Raw genomic sequence first — 13,662 nt, forward strand, 5'->3', positions numbered from 1 at the left:
ACGAACAGGCACGTCCCGTCATGCGGTGTTTGCACTGCCTTCCGATGGTATGGAGGCAGTAATGGCGACAGCCAGCGAGCTGAATTATAACATCAATGCCTCGGCCATGCAGATGGCCGACACCATCTTTGGCGACGGCACGACGGTCATCAGCGCCTCCTATACCGGCGACAACCGCGCCTCGGCGATCTATTCGGGCGGCGACACCATCGCGCCGGGGGCTACCCCAAGCGACACGGGCATCATCCTCTCGACCGGCTACGCCGCCGATTACACCAACTCCAACGGCGGAGGCTGGTGGAGCAACCCGTCGAATACCAACCAGTCAAACGGCAAGTCGGTCAACAACTCGGGCATCAACAATAACGCCGATTTCAATGCTCTGGCCGGCACCAGCACCTATGACGCGGCATGGCTGGATGTGGATTTCGTCCCCGAAGGCAACCTGATGACCATCAGCTTTGTCTTCGCCTCGGACGAATACCCCGAATATGTGAACTCGCAATATCTTGATATGGTCGGAATCTGGGTGAACGGCGAGCCGGTCAATATGGTGATCGGCGACGCCTCGGTTAACAACGTCAACCCGCTGTCCAATACGAACCTCTATCTCGACAACACGGGTGACGCCTATAACACCGAAATGGACGGCCTGACCGTCACGCTTTCGGTCAGCTTTCCGGTCGTCTCGGGCGAGGTGAACTCGCTGCGGATCGGGATCGCGGATGTCTCGGACTCGGCTTACGACTCCAATGTGCTGATCGCAGGCGGATCGGTCCAGACAACGCTGATCGCGGTTGACGACGATGTCTGGCTGCAACCCAACGCCAGCAAGACGATCGACGTTCTGGCCAATGACCAGAACGGAACAACCGGCACACTGACCATCACCCAGATCAACGGGATCAACGTCAGCGCAGGGGATTCGGTCACTCTGTCGTCGGGCGAGGTGGTCACGCTTAACGCAGACGGCACGCTGACCATCGTCTCCGATGGCGACGAGGCAGTCGAGAGCTTTACCTACACGGTGCAAAGCTCCACCGGCGAGACCGATAACGGCTTTATCACGGTCGACACCGTGCCCTGCTTTGTGGCCGGCACTCTGATCGACACGCCCGAGGGGCTGCGCGAGGTCGAAACCCTGCGCGTGGGCGATCTGGTGCTGACGCAGGACGATGGGGCGCAGCCGCTCCGGTGGATCGGGATGCGACAGGTTGCAGCGGAGGGGAATTTCGCGCCGATCCGTATTCGCGCGGGCAGCTTTGGTGCCGAGCGCGATGTGCTGATCTCGCCCCAACACCGTATTCTGGTGCGCGATCCGCTGGCCGATCTGATGTTCGGCGAGGCCGAGGTGCTGGTCGCGGCGAAAGACCTTGTTAACGGCTCCAGCGTTACCGTGCAGGAGGGCGGTGAGGTCTGCTACGTCCATCTTCTGTTCGACCGCCATCAGGTGATCTTCTCGGAAGGCATGGCAAGCGAGAGCTTCCTGCCCGGCCCACAGATCCTTGGTGGTCTGGAAGAGGCCGTGCAGGCCGAGATCTGTGCGTTGTTCCCCGAGATCGACCCGCGCACCGGCGAAGGCTACAGCCCCGCCGCGCGGCGGATGCTCAGGGGCTATGAGGCGCGCGCGCTGATCCGGCGCAAAGCCGCGTAGGAGGGGACAGGATGTCAGTTCACGACCAAGGTTGGTTTGCCGCACATCACCCCGAGATGGGCGCTGTTGCCCTGTCAGATCATCCGCTGCCGCAGCTTCTTGGGCGCGGCACGCTGATGCTGGAGTTCTCTCTCATGCGCGGCGAGCAGGACATCGTCCCGCTTTTGCACCATGCGACCCGCAACGGCTGGCAGCGATTCCTGTCTGTCTCGTTCACCCATGACGGGCACCTGTGCGTCTCGCAGCGGCAAGGCGAGGCGTTTCACGCGCTCTCCATCGACGCCTCCGACGAAATCGCCGCTGGTGGGCGGATGCGCCTGACATGGAGCTGGGATGCGCCTGCCCGCACCAGCCTTCTGACGCTTGAAGCCTTGGATAACAGCAGCATCCGGCAACGCCTTGGCCACGCGCCGCTACCGCTTGCGCGCGAAGATGCCGAGGCGCTGACCTCGAACACGGATGCGGCGCGGATTGGCCCGCGTGTCGAATGGCTCGCGCTTTCGGACCGGGTGCATCCGGTCGGGCCGGGCGCCTGCTTCGCGCCCGCAACCCTGATCGACACGCCCACCGGTCCCCGCCCCGCCGCCAGCCTGCGCGCAGGCGATCTGGTGGAAACCGTCGACGGCGGGGCGCAACCCGTCGTCTGGTCGGGCCGTGTCAGCCTGCCCGCGCTTGGCAGCCTCTGCCCCGTGCGCCTGTGCGCCCCGAGCTTCGGCGCGACGCGCGACCTCTGGCTCATGCCCGAACACCGCGTCGCAGTCGGCGGCCCCATGGTGGATTACCTCTTCGACAAGGACGAAGTGCTGGTGCCCGCCCGCTATCTTGTGGACGGCTGCACCGCATTGCAGCCCGACCGCCCGGCAGTTCTGGGCTGGCACGGCATTTTGCTCGCGCAGCATCATCTGTTGATTTCCGACGGTTGCCTGATCGAAAGCCTGGCGATTGGCGCGCTGGCACGGCACTCCTCGCTGGCTGCCCATACCGCGCTGGCCGACCTGGCGAAAGCAGGCAAGCTGCCCACGCATCCCCGCCGCGCGCGCCCTGTGCTCAAGAGCTATGAGGCAATGACGCTGGCCGCCGCCCGCGCGCAAAAACGCGGGCCGGTTGCCGCCTAAAGCGCGGCAATCGCGCGGCGCAACAGGTTCAGGCCGGTCAGCAGCAGCATGACCAGCGTCCAGCGCCGGAACCGCGCGGCGTCCAGCCTGTCATGCGCCCGAAAGCCAAGCCATGTTCCGATCATCGCGGGCACGACCATCAGCGCCGAAACGGGCGCCGTCGTCGGGTTCAGCACCCCTGACCCGATATGCGCCACCGTCAGCATCACCGCGCCCAGCAGAAACACCACGCCCTGCACCCGAACCGCCTCGCTTTTCTCGGCATGGATCGAAAGCAGATAGATGATCAGCGGCGGCCCCCAAATCCCCGAAATCCCGCCATACATCCCGCCGATAATCCCCAGAACAATCTCGGCGCGGCGGCGATGATGGATTGGCAGCGCAAGGCTTACCCCCACCAGTTGCACCCCCGCAAACAGCACGATCGGCCCGGCCAGCAACGCATACATCAAAGGCTGCGGGATGATCCGCACGAACCCCGCCGTGATCGGAATGAAGATCAGCACCATCGCGATAAACAGCCGGTATTTCACAATCGAGGCCCAAGCCGCCCCATGCCCCTGCCGGAGCGACTGTGCCAGATTGGTAACCAGCGTCGGCAGGATCAACAGCGCGAGCGCCTTTTCCGACGGCATGAACGAACCGAAAAGCGAGAGCATCAGCATCGGCATTGCAAAGCCGATGGCGCCCTTCACAAAGCCCGCGAAAAGCGTGACAGCAAGCGCCAAAACGATCTGGAGCGCGGTAAAATCGGTGAGCAGAAAGTCGATCATTCCCTCTCCTAGCGCCGCCCCGCGCCCACGCCAATCAAAACAATCACACCAATACAATCTTACGCCAGAGCGCCCGAAATCCATGCGGCAACGCGGAAAAACCCGAATTGCGCACGACATATAAAAACAAACACAACGTCATTGTTGAATTTTTATTGCGCTGCACCTGCAAAATGCCTATGCACAACCAACCTGGTTTGGAAGGGGTCCGACTCATGGCGCATGATGGGGGCGATATGCCGAAAAACACTGTTCTTTCCGATCTTCTTGGCCTGACCGAAGCGGTCCTGCCCGAAGTCGCCGCACTCGTCGATCAGGCGACCGAAGCACTGCGCGCCAAGACCTCCAAGGATGGCCGCATCTCGGGCGCGCTGCTTGAGGAGCACCAGTATCAGGCGCACGGATTGTCGTGGCTCGCGACCTACAACCAGTCGCTGATCCAGCTTCAGCACTGGGCCAAACGCATCGCGGAAGACGGCAAGCTCGGTCAGATGGAGCAGTTGATCCTGCAAATCGGCTTTGGTGAATACCTCGCGCAGATTCAGGGCGGCATCCAGATGAACCAGGGCGAGATGATCCGCCTTGCGACCCTCGACATCGCATGGACGCCCTCGGACGCCGCGCAAACGCTGATCGCGGCGGGCAACTCGAACGGCGCGCGTATGGCGCTGGTGTCCTTGATGCGCGACGAACAGGGCCGCTCGGTCTTTGGCGCCTCGGGTCTGGACGAAGAACTCGAGATGATCCGCGAGCAGTTCTACCGCTATGCCGAAGACCGCGTGAAACCCAACGCGCACGAGTGGCACCTGAAGGACGAACTGATCCCGATGGAGATCATCAGCGAACTCGCAGAACTTGGCGTGTTCGGCCTGACCATCCCCGAGGAATTCGGAGGGCTTGGCCTGTCCAAAGCCTCGATGGTTGTTGTGACCGAAGAACTTTCGCGCGGCTATATTGGCGTTGGCTCGCTTGGCACGCGCTCGGAAATCGCCGCCGAACTGATCCTGTGCGGCGGCACCGAGGACCAAAAGGCCAAATGGCTGCCGGGCCTAGCGACGGGCGAGATCCTGTCGACCGCCGTTTTCACCGAACCGAACACCGGCTCCGACCTTGGCTCGCTGCGCACCCGCGCGGTCAAGGATGGCGACGACTGGGTGGTGACGGGCAACAAAACGTGGATCACCCACGCCGCGCGCACCCATGTCATGACGCTGCTGGCGCGCACCAACCCCGACACGACCGATTACAAAGGTCTGTCGATGTTCCTGGCCGAAAAGACGCCGGGCACCGATGAGACCCCCTTCCCGACGCCCGGCATGACCGGTGGCGAGATCGAGGTTCTGGGCTACCGCGGCATGAAGGAATACGAGCTTGGCTTCGACGGCTTCCGCGTGAAGGGCGAGAACCTTTTGGGCGGTGAAGAGGGCAAGGGCTTCAAACAGCTGATGGAGACCTTCGAATCGGCCCGCATCCAGACCGCCGCCCGCGCTGTCGGCGTGGCACAATCGGCCTGCGAAATCGGTATGCAATACGCCATCGACCGCAAGCAATTCGGCAAGTCGCTGATCGAATTCCCGCGTGTCGCCTCGAAACTGGCGATGATGGCGGTCGAGATCATGATCGCCCGCCAGCTGACCTATTTCTCGGCTTGGGAAAAAGACCACGGCCAGCGCTGCGACCTTGAGGCAGGCATGGCGAAGCTGCTTGGCGCCCGCGTCGCGTGGTCGGCAGCCGATAACGCACTGCAAATCCACGGCGGCAACGGTTTCGCGCTTGAATACCAGATCAGCCGCGTCCTGTGTGACGCCCGCATCCTGAACATCTTTGAAGGGGCGGCGGAAATTCAGGCTCAGGTGATCGCGCGGCGACTACTGGGGTGAGCCGTGTCTCGGAGAGCTTCCAGTGGAAGCTCTCAGCGGCGAACGCGCTGCGCGTCGCAGCTCCGGGGGCAAACATAAACTACCGCAACGGGGCTATCGCGGCCCCGTTTTGCATTGCACGCGCCGCGCGTTCGGGCAATCTCTGGGGCAAAGGAGACCCCCGATGATCCGTGACGCCCGCCCCGAAGACGCCGAAGCCATCCGCGAGATTTACAATGACGCCGTCGCCAACACGACAGCGATCTGGAACGAGATCCTGGTCGATGCCGAGAACCGCCGCCAGTGGATCGCTGATCGACAGGCAGCAGGCTATCCGGTGCTGGTGTGGGAGGCCGACGGCCGCGCGATGGGCTACGCCAGTTTCGGCCCCTTCCGCCCGCATGACGGCTATCATCTAAGCGTCGAACACTCGGTCTATGTGAACCGCGAAGCACGCGGCGGCGGGATCGGGCGCAAGCTGATGGAAGCGCTGATCGAACGCGCCCGGGAAGGCGGCTTCCATGTGATGATCGCGGCGATTGACGGGGCGAATGACGGCTCGGTCCGCCTGCACGAAGCGCTTGGCTTTACCCGCACCGGCACAATGCCGCAGGTCGGCAAAAAATTCGGGCGTTGGCTCGATCTGGCGCTGTTGCAGCTTCAGCTGGACGACCGCCCGACGCCCTGACGGGCCAGCGCATCCATCAGGCGTTGGCGCGCCTTGGGTAGGCCGCGCCCGCCAAGCTCCGGCGCGATCCGGTGCTCAAGGAAATATCCCGTCAGCGCAAGCCCCTGCACCAGTTCGTCATAGGTAGCAGACCCCTGCCCCAACAAAAATTGCGGCAAGGCCAACAGCTTGGGTGCCCATTCGCCAGCCCCCGCGCGGCTAACAGCGCGCCCCGATTTCGGGCTGACAAAGGCCAGATCGTCGCGTGATCCGGTCACCGCGCAAGCCCCCAGATCAAGCCCGAAGCCAAGCTCGTCCAAGAGCCCCATTTCCCACCGCAGATAATCGACTTCCCAGCCATCATGCGCCATGTCGATGACGTCGAACAAAGGCTCGGTTGCGGCATACAGAACCGGGTGCGGCTCGCGCTCAGCCAAAGCAAACCCCAGAAGCGCACAGACCGAGTTCAACCCCAACAGCGCCATCCGATCGCCCAACACCCCCGAGCGCGCCTTGACCGGCTCAAGCGTAAATGCGCCCATGTGATCCTCAAGCCGCGCCCGCCAGCTCAGCGCAACATGGGTGCCGGGTTGCAAACTGGCCGCCATCTTGCGCGAGGCACCGCCCCGAACGACACCAGAATGCCGCCCGTGCGAGGCCGTGAACACATCGACAATCGCTGCGGTCTCCCCGTGGGGCCGCATCGAGAGGATGGTTCCGTGATCTTGCCAATCCATGCCGGACCTTTGCGCACTTATCGCCCGCACGATATGCCAGCGGGCGAAAGGGGGGAAGTCAGTCCTTCAGACCCTCTTCTTCCAGAAGCGTGCGCCCCTCGCGGCTTTCCAGTTCGATCACCCACAGATCAGGGTCAAAACCACGCTGCTTGCGGATGCTTTCGTCGACCTCGCGCTCTGGCCCCTCGGTCAGCACCATCCATTGCCGCGCGCCTGTCATCAGGTCAAAGCTGCGCTGATAGGCGCGCGCCGTGCCATCCAAAAGCGCGCATTTCACCAGAACCGCCCCGGCATGAGCATTCCCGCGATGGGTGATATAGGCCGGGATATGGGCCAGTTCGAGCCGTTTGAGATAGGCGCGGACCCAAAGGTCAGCGGCAAGGCTCTCAGTCGCCATCCTTGAAATCCAGACCCATTTCCGAATAGCGCTCGGCCTCGTCCAGCCAGTTCGGGCGGACCTTCACCTGCAAGAACAGGTGCACCGGACGGCCCAGAAACTCGGCCATATCGGCACGGGCTGCCTTGGAGATCGCCTTGATCGTCTCGCCGCCTTTACCAAGGATAATCCCCTTGTGGCCATCGCGCGCGACATAGATCAACTGGTCGATACGGGTAGAACCGTCGGTGCGGTCCTCCCATTTCTCGGTCTCGACGGTCAGCTGATAGGGCAGCTCCTCATGCAGGCGCAGCGTCAGTTTCTCGCGCGTGATCTCGGCGGCAATCTGGCGCATCGGCAAATCAGCGATCTGGTCCTCGGGGTAATACCACGGACCAATGGGGAGTTGCTCGGCCAGCCATTCGCGCAGGTCTTCGACGCCGTAGCCGCGCTCGGCCGAAATCATGAAAGTCTTGGCGAAGGGGAACGCCTCGTTCAGCTCGGCCGACAGCTCCAGCAGTTTTTCGGCCTTCACCTTGTCGATCTTGTTGATCGCAAGCGCGACCGGCTGCGCGCCTTCGCGTTCATGCAGGGCGGCGATAATCGCCTTCGCGCCTTCAGTCAGGCCGCGATGCGCCTCGATCAGCAGCACCACGACATCGGCATCTGCCGCCCCACCCCAGGCCGCCGATACCATCGCCCGATCAAGGCGGCGGCGCGGGCGGAAAATACCGGGCGTGTCGATAAACACGATCTGCGCCTGTCCGGCCATCGCGACGCCACGAATACGCGCGCGCGTGGTTTGCACCTTATGCGTGACGATCGAGACCTTCGCCCCCACCATCCGGTTCAGCAGCGTCGATTTGCCGGCGTTCGGCTCGCCGATCAGGGCAACAAAGCCAGAGCGGGTCGTCTCGGTCATTTCTGGTCCTCCATTCGAACCAACAAAGCTTTGGCGGCGGATTGTTCCGCCTGCCGTTTCGCGCCAGCCTTGGCCTGCGCGCTTTCCCCCGTTTCAAGCGTCACCGCAATGGTGAAGACAGGGGCGTGATCTGGCCCCTCGCGGGAGAGTGTCTCATATTTCGGCGGTTTTTGCCCGCGCGCCTGCGCCCATTCCTGAAGCGCGGTCTTCGCATCGCGTGCGTCATCCTCGACGGCATCGACCCGCGCACCCCAAAGCCGCAGCACAAGGTCGCGTGCCGCCTCGAACCCGGCATCCAGATAGACGGCGGCAATCACCGCCTCCATCGCATCGCCCAAAAGCGCCTCTTTGCGCCGCCCGCCCGTCATCATCTCGGAACGGCCCAGTTTCAGCACCGATCCAAGGTCGATCTGACGCGCCACATCGGCACAGGTTTCCTTACGCACCAGTGCATTGAAGCGCGGTGCAAGCAGGCCTTCGGAGGCGGCTTTGTCAGCCTTGAACAGCGCCTCGGCCATGCTGAGGCCCAGCACGCGATCGCCCAGAAACTCCAGCCGCTGGTTGTCGGGCCGCGTGGCCGAGCTGATCGAACTATGCGTCAGCGCACGAAGCAGAAGCTCGGGCTTCGCGAAACGATGCCCGAGCCGATCCATGAAAGCGGTTATGTCAGTGCCGATTTTCACTCGATAGCCTTGAAGAAGCGATCCGGACGCCACGTCCAGAAGAAGAACAGCGACCGCCCCGCCGATGAGAACATGATCCGGTCGGCGCGACCGATCAGGTATTCGGCAGGGACAAAGCCGACGCCACCCGAAGAGGCCGCAAACCGGCTGTCTTCGGAATTGTCGCGGTTGTCGCCCATAAAGAAATACTGCCCCGCAGGCACGGTATAAACCGGCGTGTTATCAGCCACCCAGTTATCCGTGATGTTCAGGATCGAATGCGGCGTGCCGCCCGGCAGGGTCTCGATTTTGCGCGTTTTCACGCAGTCAGCGCCCTGGCCAACCGGATCGTTTTCGCACCGCGGCATAAGCTGGTTCGGGCCTTGCAGCGCCTTGGTCTCGATGAACTTGCCACCATCCTCAAGCTTGACCGGCGCGCCGTTGATTTGCAGCACACCGTCCACCACCTGCACGGTATCGCCCGGCAGGCCGATCAGACGTTTGATGAAATCGACGCCGCGTGTCGGGTGACGGAACACAACCACATCGCCGCGCACAGGATCAGAGGCAAAAATCCGCCCCTCGATCGGGCAGGCGGACATCGGGCAGGAGTGCTGCGAATAGCCATAGGCCATTTTGTTCACGAACAGGAAGTCGCCGATCAGCAGCGTGTCTTTCATCGAGCCCGACGGAATCCAGAACGGCTGAAAAAAAAGCGTGCGGAATACACCCGCAATCAGAAGTGCCCAGACGATTGTCTTGATCGTCTCAAGGACGCCACTTTCGGATTTGCCTGACATCTGTGCCTGTATCCCCTGATAAAACTTCCGCCTTCCTTGGCCGAGGCAGGCGCGCAAGTCAAGGAAGGGGGCGCGCCTCGATCACCACGAAAGCCTGTGCCCAGGGGTGATCGTCGGTCAAGGTGACGTGAACAATGGCCTCATGCCCCTCGGGCGTCATCTGGGCAAGCCGTTCCGCCGCCCATCCGGTCAGCTCCATCACGGGCTGGCCTGTGGGCAGATTCGTCACAGCCATGTCGCGCCACGAAATCCCCATGCGCAGCCCCGTGCCAAGCGCCTTGGAGCACGCCTCTTTCGCGGCCCAACGCTTGGCATAGGTGCCAGCGACATCTTTGCGCCGCTCGGCCTTGGCCTGTTCGGCCTCGGTGAAGATGCGGGTCTTGAAACGTTCGCCAAAACGCTCGATCGTCGCGGAAATCCGCTCGATATTGGCCAGATCGGTTCCGATGCCGAGGATCACTTGCGCCCCCGCGCCGCATCCATATGGCTGCGCATCTGCGCAAGCGCCGCGTCCAGCCCGACGAACACCGCCTCGCCAATCAGGAAATGACCGATGTTCAGCTCGCGGATCTGCGGGATCGCAGCAACCGGCGCGACCGTTTCATAGGTCAGCCCGTGGCCCGCGTGCACCTCAAGCCCCAGAGACGCCGCAAGTTTTGCCCCCGCGCGCAGGGCTTCAAGCTCAAGATCACGCGCGTCGAAACGGCCCTCGTAATGCAGGTCGCAATAATGGCCGGTGTGTAGCTCGATCACCGCCGCTCCAACTGCCGCCGAAGCCTCGATCTGGCGCGGGTCATGGCCGATAAACATCGACACGCGAATACCCGCCTCGGCCAAAGCCCCAACATAATCGGTCAGGCGCGCAGCATCCGCCGCCACATCCAGCCCGCCCTCGGTCGTCACCTCTTCGCGCTTTTCGGGCACAAGGCAGACCGCGTGCGGCGCTGTCGCGAGACAGATCTTCTGCATCTCTGCGGTTGCCGCCATCTCGAAATTGAGCGGGATCGCCAGCGCCTCTTTCAGCGCGGCCATATCCGCATCGCGGATGTGGCGCCGGTCCTCGCGCAGATGCGCGGTAATGCCATCCGCGCCTGCACGCTGCGCCAGAAGGGCCGCACGCACCGGATCGGGATAAGCCGTGCCACGCGCATTCCGCAGCGTTGCGACATGGTCGATATTCACACCGAGACGAAGGTCTTTGGACATGGGAGCCTCATGCTATTGCCGCCAGAGTATGCGCGAGAAACCAAGGGCGCAAAAGCCCTTACTGCGCATCCGGCTTATCGCCGCTGTCGTGTTTTTCGCGGTGCAGATGCGGCAGTTTCGCACGGATTTTCTCAAGCCGCGCCTTCAGCTTCATCCGGCGCCGGTTCTGATAGGCCGTGATGATCGGCAACGAGATATAATAGCAGACCACCGCCGAGATCAGGCCCGGAACGATCCCGCCGATGAGATAGGGTAGCCAGACATCCTCGAAAAAGGCGTGCAGCCCGTCCCAATGCACGGGACGCCCTGAAAACATCGCGAAGAAGTTATGGCTCAGGTCGTGGCCCGCGGCCGCAAAGGTCTGCCCCAGCGTCTCGGCATGGGCGGGATCGACGCGCTGCCCCAGAAGGTAGTGCCCCAGCGTCGTCGAACCGACAGCGATGATCGGGAATGTGATCGGATTGCCAAAGAACGTCGCCAGAAGCGCCGCCAGAATATTGCCCCGCATCACCCATGCGATGGCCGCCGCCGAGGCGAAATGAAACCCGAAGAACGGCGTGAACGACACCAGCACGCCCGCGAAAACGCCGCGCGCGATGCGATGGGGCTGATCCGGCAGACGATTGACGCGGTGCTTCACATAATGGAAGGCGCGCGTCCAACCCATCTTCGGCCAGACAGCCTCGCGGACCGACTGCCAGAAGGTCCGTCTATCGCGCCGTTTGAACAACCGTCTTCGTCCTTTCGGCCCCCAGGGCCACTCGCGTCAGGGTCTGCGCGAGATGTCGCGCCAACGTTCGACCTGCGCCACGTCCGACTCAGCCTCAAGCGCGGTCAGCAGCATGTGCAGATGCTCGGCATCCCGAAGATCGACCTCTACGACGAGAGAGTAAAAGTCCGGTTTCCGGTCTGTGAACTTCAGATCCGAGATATTGGCCTTCTGCTGCCCGATCAAGGTGCAGATGTGCCCCAATACGCCCGCATCGTTGGCAATCGTAATTTTAAGCGTCGCCGAATAGACCGGCGGATGCTGGCCCGAACTCCAATGCAGGTCAACCCAGCGTTCGGGCTGATCTTCGAATTCTTCCAGCGCGAGACAGTCGATCGAGTGGATCACCACACCTTGCCCACGATAGGTGATGCCGACGATCCGCTCGCCCGGCAGAGGCTGGCAACAATTCGCACGGTGAAAATCCTGATCAGCACCGAGGCCCAGCACCGCGCGCTTGGGTTCGACCGTATCAGCCTGACGCGCGGCAAGCTCGGGGTAGAGCGCGTTCAGCACCTCGGAGGCCGATAGCTCTGCCGACCCAAGCATCGCCAGAAGTTCGGTCTCATCCGGTAGCCCCAGCGTCTTGGCCGCCGTGCGCAGCGCCTTGTCCGAGACCTTGCGCCCGACGTGTTCAAACGCCACACGCGCCAGTTCGGACCCCAGCTTCACAAAACGCGAGCGGTCCTCTTCGCGCAGGCTCTTGCGGATGGCCCCGCGCGCGCGACCGGTTTTCACAATATCAAGCCACGTCGCCTGCGGGCGCTGGCCTGCGGCGGTAATCACCTCGACCGACTGGCCATTTTTCAGCCGCGTCCACAGCGGCACACGGATACCGTCCACCTTGGCGCCGACGCAGGAATTGCCGATCCGCGTATGGATCGCATAGGCGTAATCAATCGGCGTCGCCCCCTTGGGCAGCTTCACGACATCGCCCTTGGGCGAGAAGCAGAACACCTGATCCGAATACATCTCAAGCTTGACGTTCTCGAGGAATTCGTCGTGATCCCCCTCGCCGAAACGCTCGGTCAGGGTCGCGATCCACTGGGCAGGATCAACTGCAAACGGGTTCGCCGCGCGCTCGCCATCGCGATAGGACCAGTGCGCGGCCACACCCGCTTCGGCAACCTCGTGCATCTGGCGGGTGCGGATCTGCACCTCGACACGTTTGCCATCGCGCCCCGACACCGTGGTATGGATCGAGCGATAGCCGTTCGTCTTGGGCTGCGAGATGTAATCCTTGAACCGCCCCGGCACCGCGCGCCAGCGACGGTGGATCTGCCCGAGCACTCGGTAGCAATCGGTGTCGGAACGGGTAATCACCCGGAAGCCGTAAATATCCGACAGACGCGAGAAGGTAAGCTGCTTCTCTTCCATCTTGCGCCAAATCGAATAGGGGCGTTTGGCGCGCCCAAAGACATCGGCCTCGATGTTTTCCTCTTCCAGCAGATGCCGAATATCGGCGGTGATCTGCGGGATCACATCGCCCGACTCTTTCTGCAAAGAAATAAATCGGCGGATGATCGAGGTGCGCGCTTCGGGGTTGAGCACCTTGAAGGCGAGGTCTTCCAGCTCCTCGCGCATCCATTGCATCCCCATGCGGCCCGCCAGCGGAGCATAGATCTCCATCGTTTCGCGCGCCTTTTGCGCCTGCTTTTCGGGGCGCATCGACTTGATCGTGCGCATGTTGTGCAGACGGTCGGCCAGCTTCACAAGGATCACGCGCAGATCCTTGGACATCGCCATAAACAGCTTGCGGAAGTTTTCCGCCTGTTTCGAGGCCGACGAGGAAAGCTGAAGGTTGGTCAGCTTGGTGACGCCATCCACAAGCTCGGCCACATCCTCGCCGAACAGCTTGGACACTTCGGCATAGGTCGAGCGCGTGTCTTCGATCGTGTCGTGCAAAAGCGCGGTGACGATGGTCGCATCGTCCAGCCGTTGCTCGGTCAGGATGGCAGCAACAGCGACGGGATGGGTGAAATAGGGCTCACCCGAATGACGGAACTGTCCCTCGTGCATCTCCAGCCCGTAGGCATAGGCACGGCGGATCAGATCATCATTTGTCTTGGGGTTATAAAGGCGAACGAGCGCGATCAGGTCTTCGACGTCGATCATTTGCGCC

Annotated in this window: 14 protein-coding genes; 4 read left to right on the plus strand and 10 right to left on the minus strand. The window is 62.3% G+C overall.

Annotated features, from left to right (window positions below; translation table 11 throughout):
- The first annotated feature begins 61 nt into the window (after positions 1-61).
- Together RYZ20_RS09590 and RYZ20_RS09595 are read left to right on the plus strand one after the other, a co-directional pair.
- On the plus strand, positions 62-1,654 hold the full coding sequence (locus tag RYZ20_RS09590) for a Hint domain-containing protein (protein WP_317672841.1): 1,593 nt from the start codon (positions 62-64) through the stop codon (positions 1,652-1,654).
- Positions 1,655-1,665: 11 nt separating this feature from the next.
- The gene (locus tag RYZ20_RS09595; protein ID WP_317672843.1) at positions 1,666-2,769 is read left to right on the plus strand and encodes a Hint domain-containing protein; all 1,104 of its coding nucleotides are present in this window, start codon (positions 1,666-1,668) and stop codon (positions 2,767-2,769) included.
- Here RYZ20_RS09595 and RYZ20_RS09600 read toward each other — a convergent pair.
- Positions 2,766-3,542 (minus strand): sulfite exporter TauE/SafE family protein, encoded by a 777-nt coding sequence (locus tag RYZ20_RS09600; protein WP_317672845.1) that lies wholly within the window; start codon positions 3,540-3,542, stop codon positions 2,766-2,768. The two genes, RYZ20_RS09595 and RYZ20_RS09600, sit on opposite strands and share 4 nt — an antisense overlap.
- Before the next feature lie 215 nt (positions 3,543-3,757).
- On the opposite strand from RYZ20_RS09600, the gene RYZ20_RS09605 reads away from it, so the two are divergent.
- Both RYZ20_RS09605 and RYZ20_RS09610 read left to right on the plus strand, forming a co-directional pair.
- Positions 3,758-5,422, plus strand: coding sequence for an acyl-CoA dehydrogenase family protein (locus RYZ20_RS09605; RefSeq protein WP_317672847.1), 1,665 nt, complete (start codon positions 3,758-3,760; stop codon positions 5,420-5,422).
- Positions 5,423-5,585: 163 nt separating this feature from the next.
- On the plus strand, positions 5,586-6,089 hold the full coding sequence (locus tag RYZ20_RS09610; protein WP_317672849.1) for a GNAT family N-acetyltransferase: 504 nt from the start codon (positions 5,586-5,588) through the stop codon (positions 6,087-6,089).
- Here RYZ20_RS09610 and recO read toward each other — a convergent pair.
- The 9 genes from recO to RYZ20_RS09655 all read right to left on the minus strand — a co-directional run bounded on the left by recO (position 6,062) and on the right by RYZ20_RS09655 (position 13,655).
- Positions 6,062-6,805 carry a DNA repair protein RecO gene (recO, locus tag RYZ20_RS09615; protein WP_317672851.1) on the minus strand — a complete coding sequence of 248 codons (744 nt, stop codon included), beginning with the start codon at positions 6,803-6,805 and terminating at the stop codon, positions 6,062-6,064. The two genes, RYZ20_RS09610 and recO, sit on opposite strands and share 28 nt — an antisense overlap.
- 58 nt (positions 6,806-6,863) lie before the next feature.
- Positions 6,864-7,202, minus strand: coding sequence for a DUF1491 family protein (locus RYZ20_RS09620; protein WP_317672853.1), 339 nt, complete (start codon positions 7,200-7,202; stop codon positions 6,864-6,866).
- Positions 7,192-8,103, minus strand: coding sequence for a GTPase Era (gene era, locus RYZ20_RS09625; protein WP_317672855.1), 912 nt, complete (start codon positions 8,101-8,103; stop codon positions 7,192-7,194). The genes RYZ20_RS09620 and era overlap by 11 nt, the downstream gene beginning before the upstream one ends.
- The gene (gene rnc, locus RYZ20_RS09630) at positions 8,100-8,786 is read right to left on the minus strand and encodes a ribonuclease III (RefSeq protein ID WP_317672857.1); all 687 of its coding nucleotides are present in this window, start codon (positions 8,784-8,786) and stop codon (positions 8,100-8,102) included. The genes era and rnc overlap by 4 nt, the downstream gene beginning before the upstream one ends.
- Positions 8,783-9,565, minus strand: a complete 783-nt coding sequence (gene lepB, locus RYZ20_RS09635; RefSeq protein ID WP_317672859.1) for a signal peptidase I — start codon at positions 9,563-9,565, stop codon at positions 8,783-8,785. The genes rnc and lepB overlap by 4 nt, the downstream gene beginning before the upstream one ends.
- A gap of 58 nt (positions 9,566-9,623) precedes the next feature.
- Positions 9,624-10,025, minus strand: coding sequence for a holo-ACP synthase (acpS, locus tag RYZ20_RS09640; RefSeq protein ID WP_317672861.1), 402 nt, complete (start codon positions 10,023-10,025; stop codon positions 9,624-9,626).
- Entirely contained in the window at positions 10,022-10,771 is a 750-nt protein-coding gene (locus RYZ20_RS09645) for a pyridoxine 5'-phosphate synthase (protein WP_317672863.1), read from the minus strand. Before RYZ20_RS09645 ends, acpS begins: the two co-directional genes overlap by 4 nt.
- A 58-nt stretch (positions 10,772-10,829) precedes the next feature.
- Complete coding sequence (locus RYZ20_RS09650) at positions 10,830-11,438, minus strand: DUF2062 domain-containing protein (protein ID WP_317672865.1); 609 nt, start codon at positions 11,436-11,438, stop codon at positions 10,830-10,832.
- 99 nt (positions 11,439-11,537) lie between these two features.
- Positions 11,538-13,655 carry a RelA/SpoT family protein gene (locus RYZ20_RS09655; RefSeq protein WP_317672867.1) on the minus strand — a complete coding sequence of 706 codons (2,118 nt, stop codon included), beginning with the start codon at positions 13,653-13,655 and terminating at the stop codon, positions 11,538-11,540.
- Positions 13,656-13,662: the final 7 nt, after the last annotated feature.

This window comes from Pseudothioclava alba, from assembly GCF_033100795.1.
Taxonomy (GTDB): domain Bacteria; phylum Pseudomonadota; class Alphaproteobacteria; order Rhodobacterales; family Rhodobacteraceae; genus Pseudothioclava.

Bases quoted from the DNA above. Each gene is read 5' to 3' on its own strand.
- RYZ20_RS09610 (WP_317672849.1), top strand. From the start codon at position 5,586: ATGATCCGTGACGCCCGCCCCGAAGACGCCGAAGCCATCCGCGAGATT.
- recO (WP_317672851.1), bottom strand. From the start codon at position 6,805: ATGGATTGGCAAGATCACGGAACCATCCTCTCGATGCGGCCCCACGGG.
- RYZ20_RS09595 (WP_317672843.1), top strand. From the start codon at position 1,666: ATGTCAGTTCACGACCAAGGTTGGTTTGCCGCACATCACCCCGAGATG.
- RYZ20_RS09655 (WP_317672867.1), bottom strand. From the start codon at position 13,655: ATGATCGACGTCGAAGACCTGATCGCGCTCGTTCGCCTTTATAACCCC.
- RYZ20_RS09590 (WP_317672841.1), top strand. From the start codon at position 62: ATGGCGACAGCCAGCGAGCTGAATTATAACATCAATGCCTCGGCCATG.
- lepB (WP_317672859.1), bottom strand. From the start codon at position 9,565: ATGTCAGGCAAATCCGAAAGTGGCGTCCTTGAGACGATCAAGACAATC.
- era (WP_317672855.1), bottom strand. From the start codon at position 8,103: ATGACCGAGACGACCCGCTCTGGCTTTGTTGCCCTGATCGGCGAGCCG.
- RYZ20_RS09650 (WP_317672865.1), bottom strand. From the start codon at position 11,438: ATGGGTTGGACGCGCGCCTTCCATTATGTGAAGCACCGCGTCAATCGT.
- RYZ20_RS09600 (WP_317672845.1), bottom strand. From the start codon at position 3,542: ATGATCGACTTTCTGCTCACCGATTTTACCGCGCTCCAGATCGTTTTG.
- RYZ20_RS09620 (WP_317672853.1), bottom strand. From the start codon at position 7,202: ATGGCGACTGAGAGCCTTGCCGCTGACCTTTGGGTCCGCGCCTATCTC.
- RYZ20_RS09605 (WP_317672847.1), top strand. From the start codon at position 3,758: ATGGCGCATGATGGGGGCGATATGCCGAAAAACACTGTTCTTTCCGAT.
- RYZ20_RS09645 (WP_317672863.1), bottom strand. From the start codon at position 10,771: ATGTCCAAAGACCTTCGTCTCGGTGTGAATATCGACCATGTCGCAACG.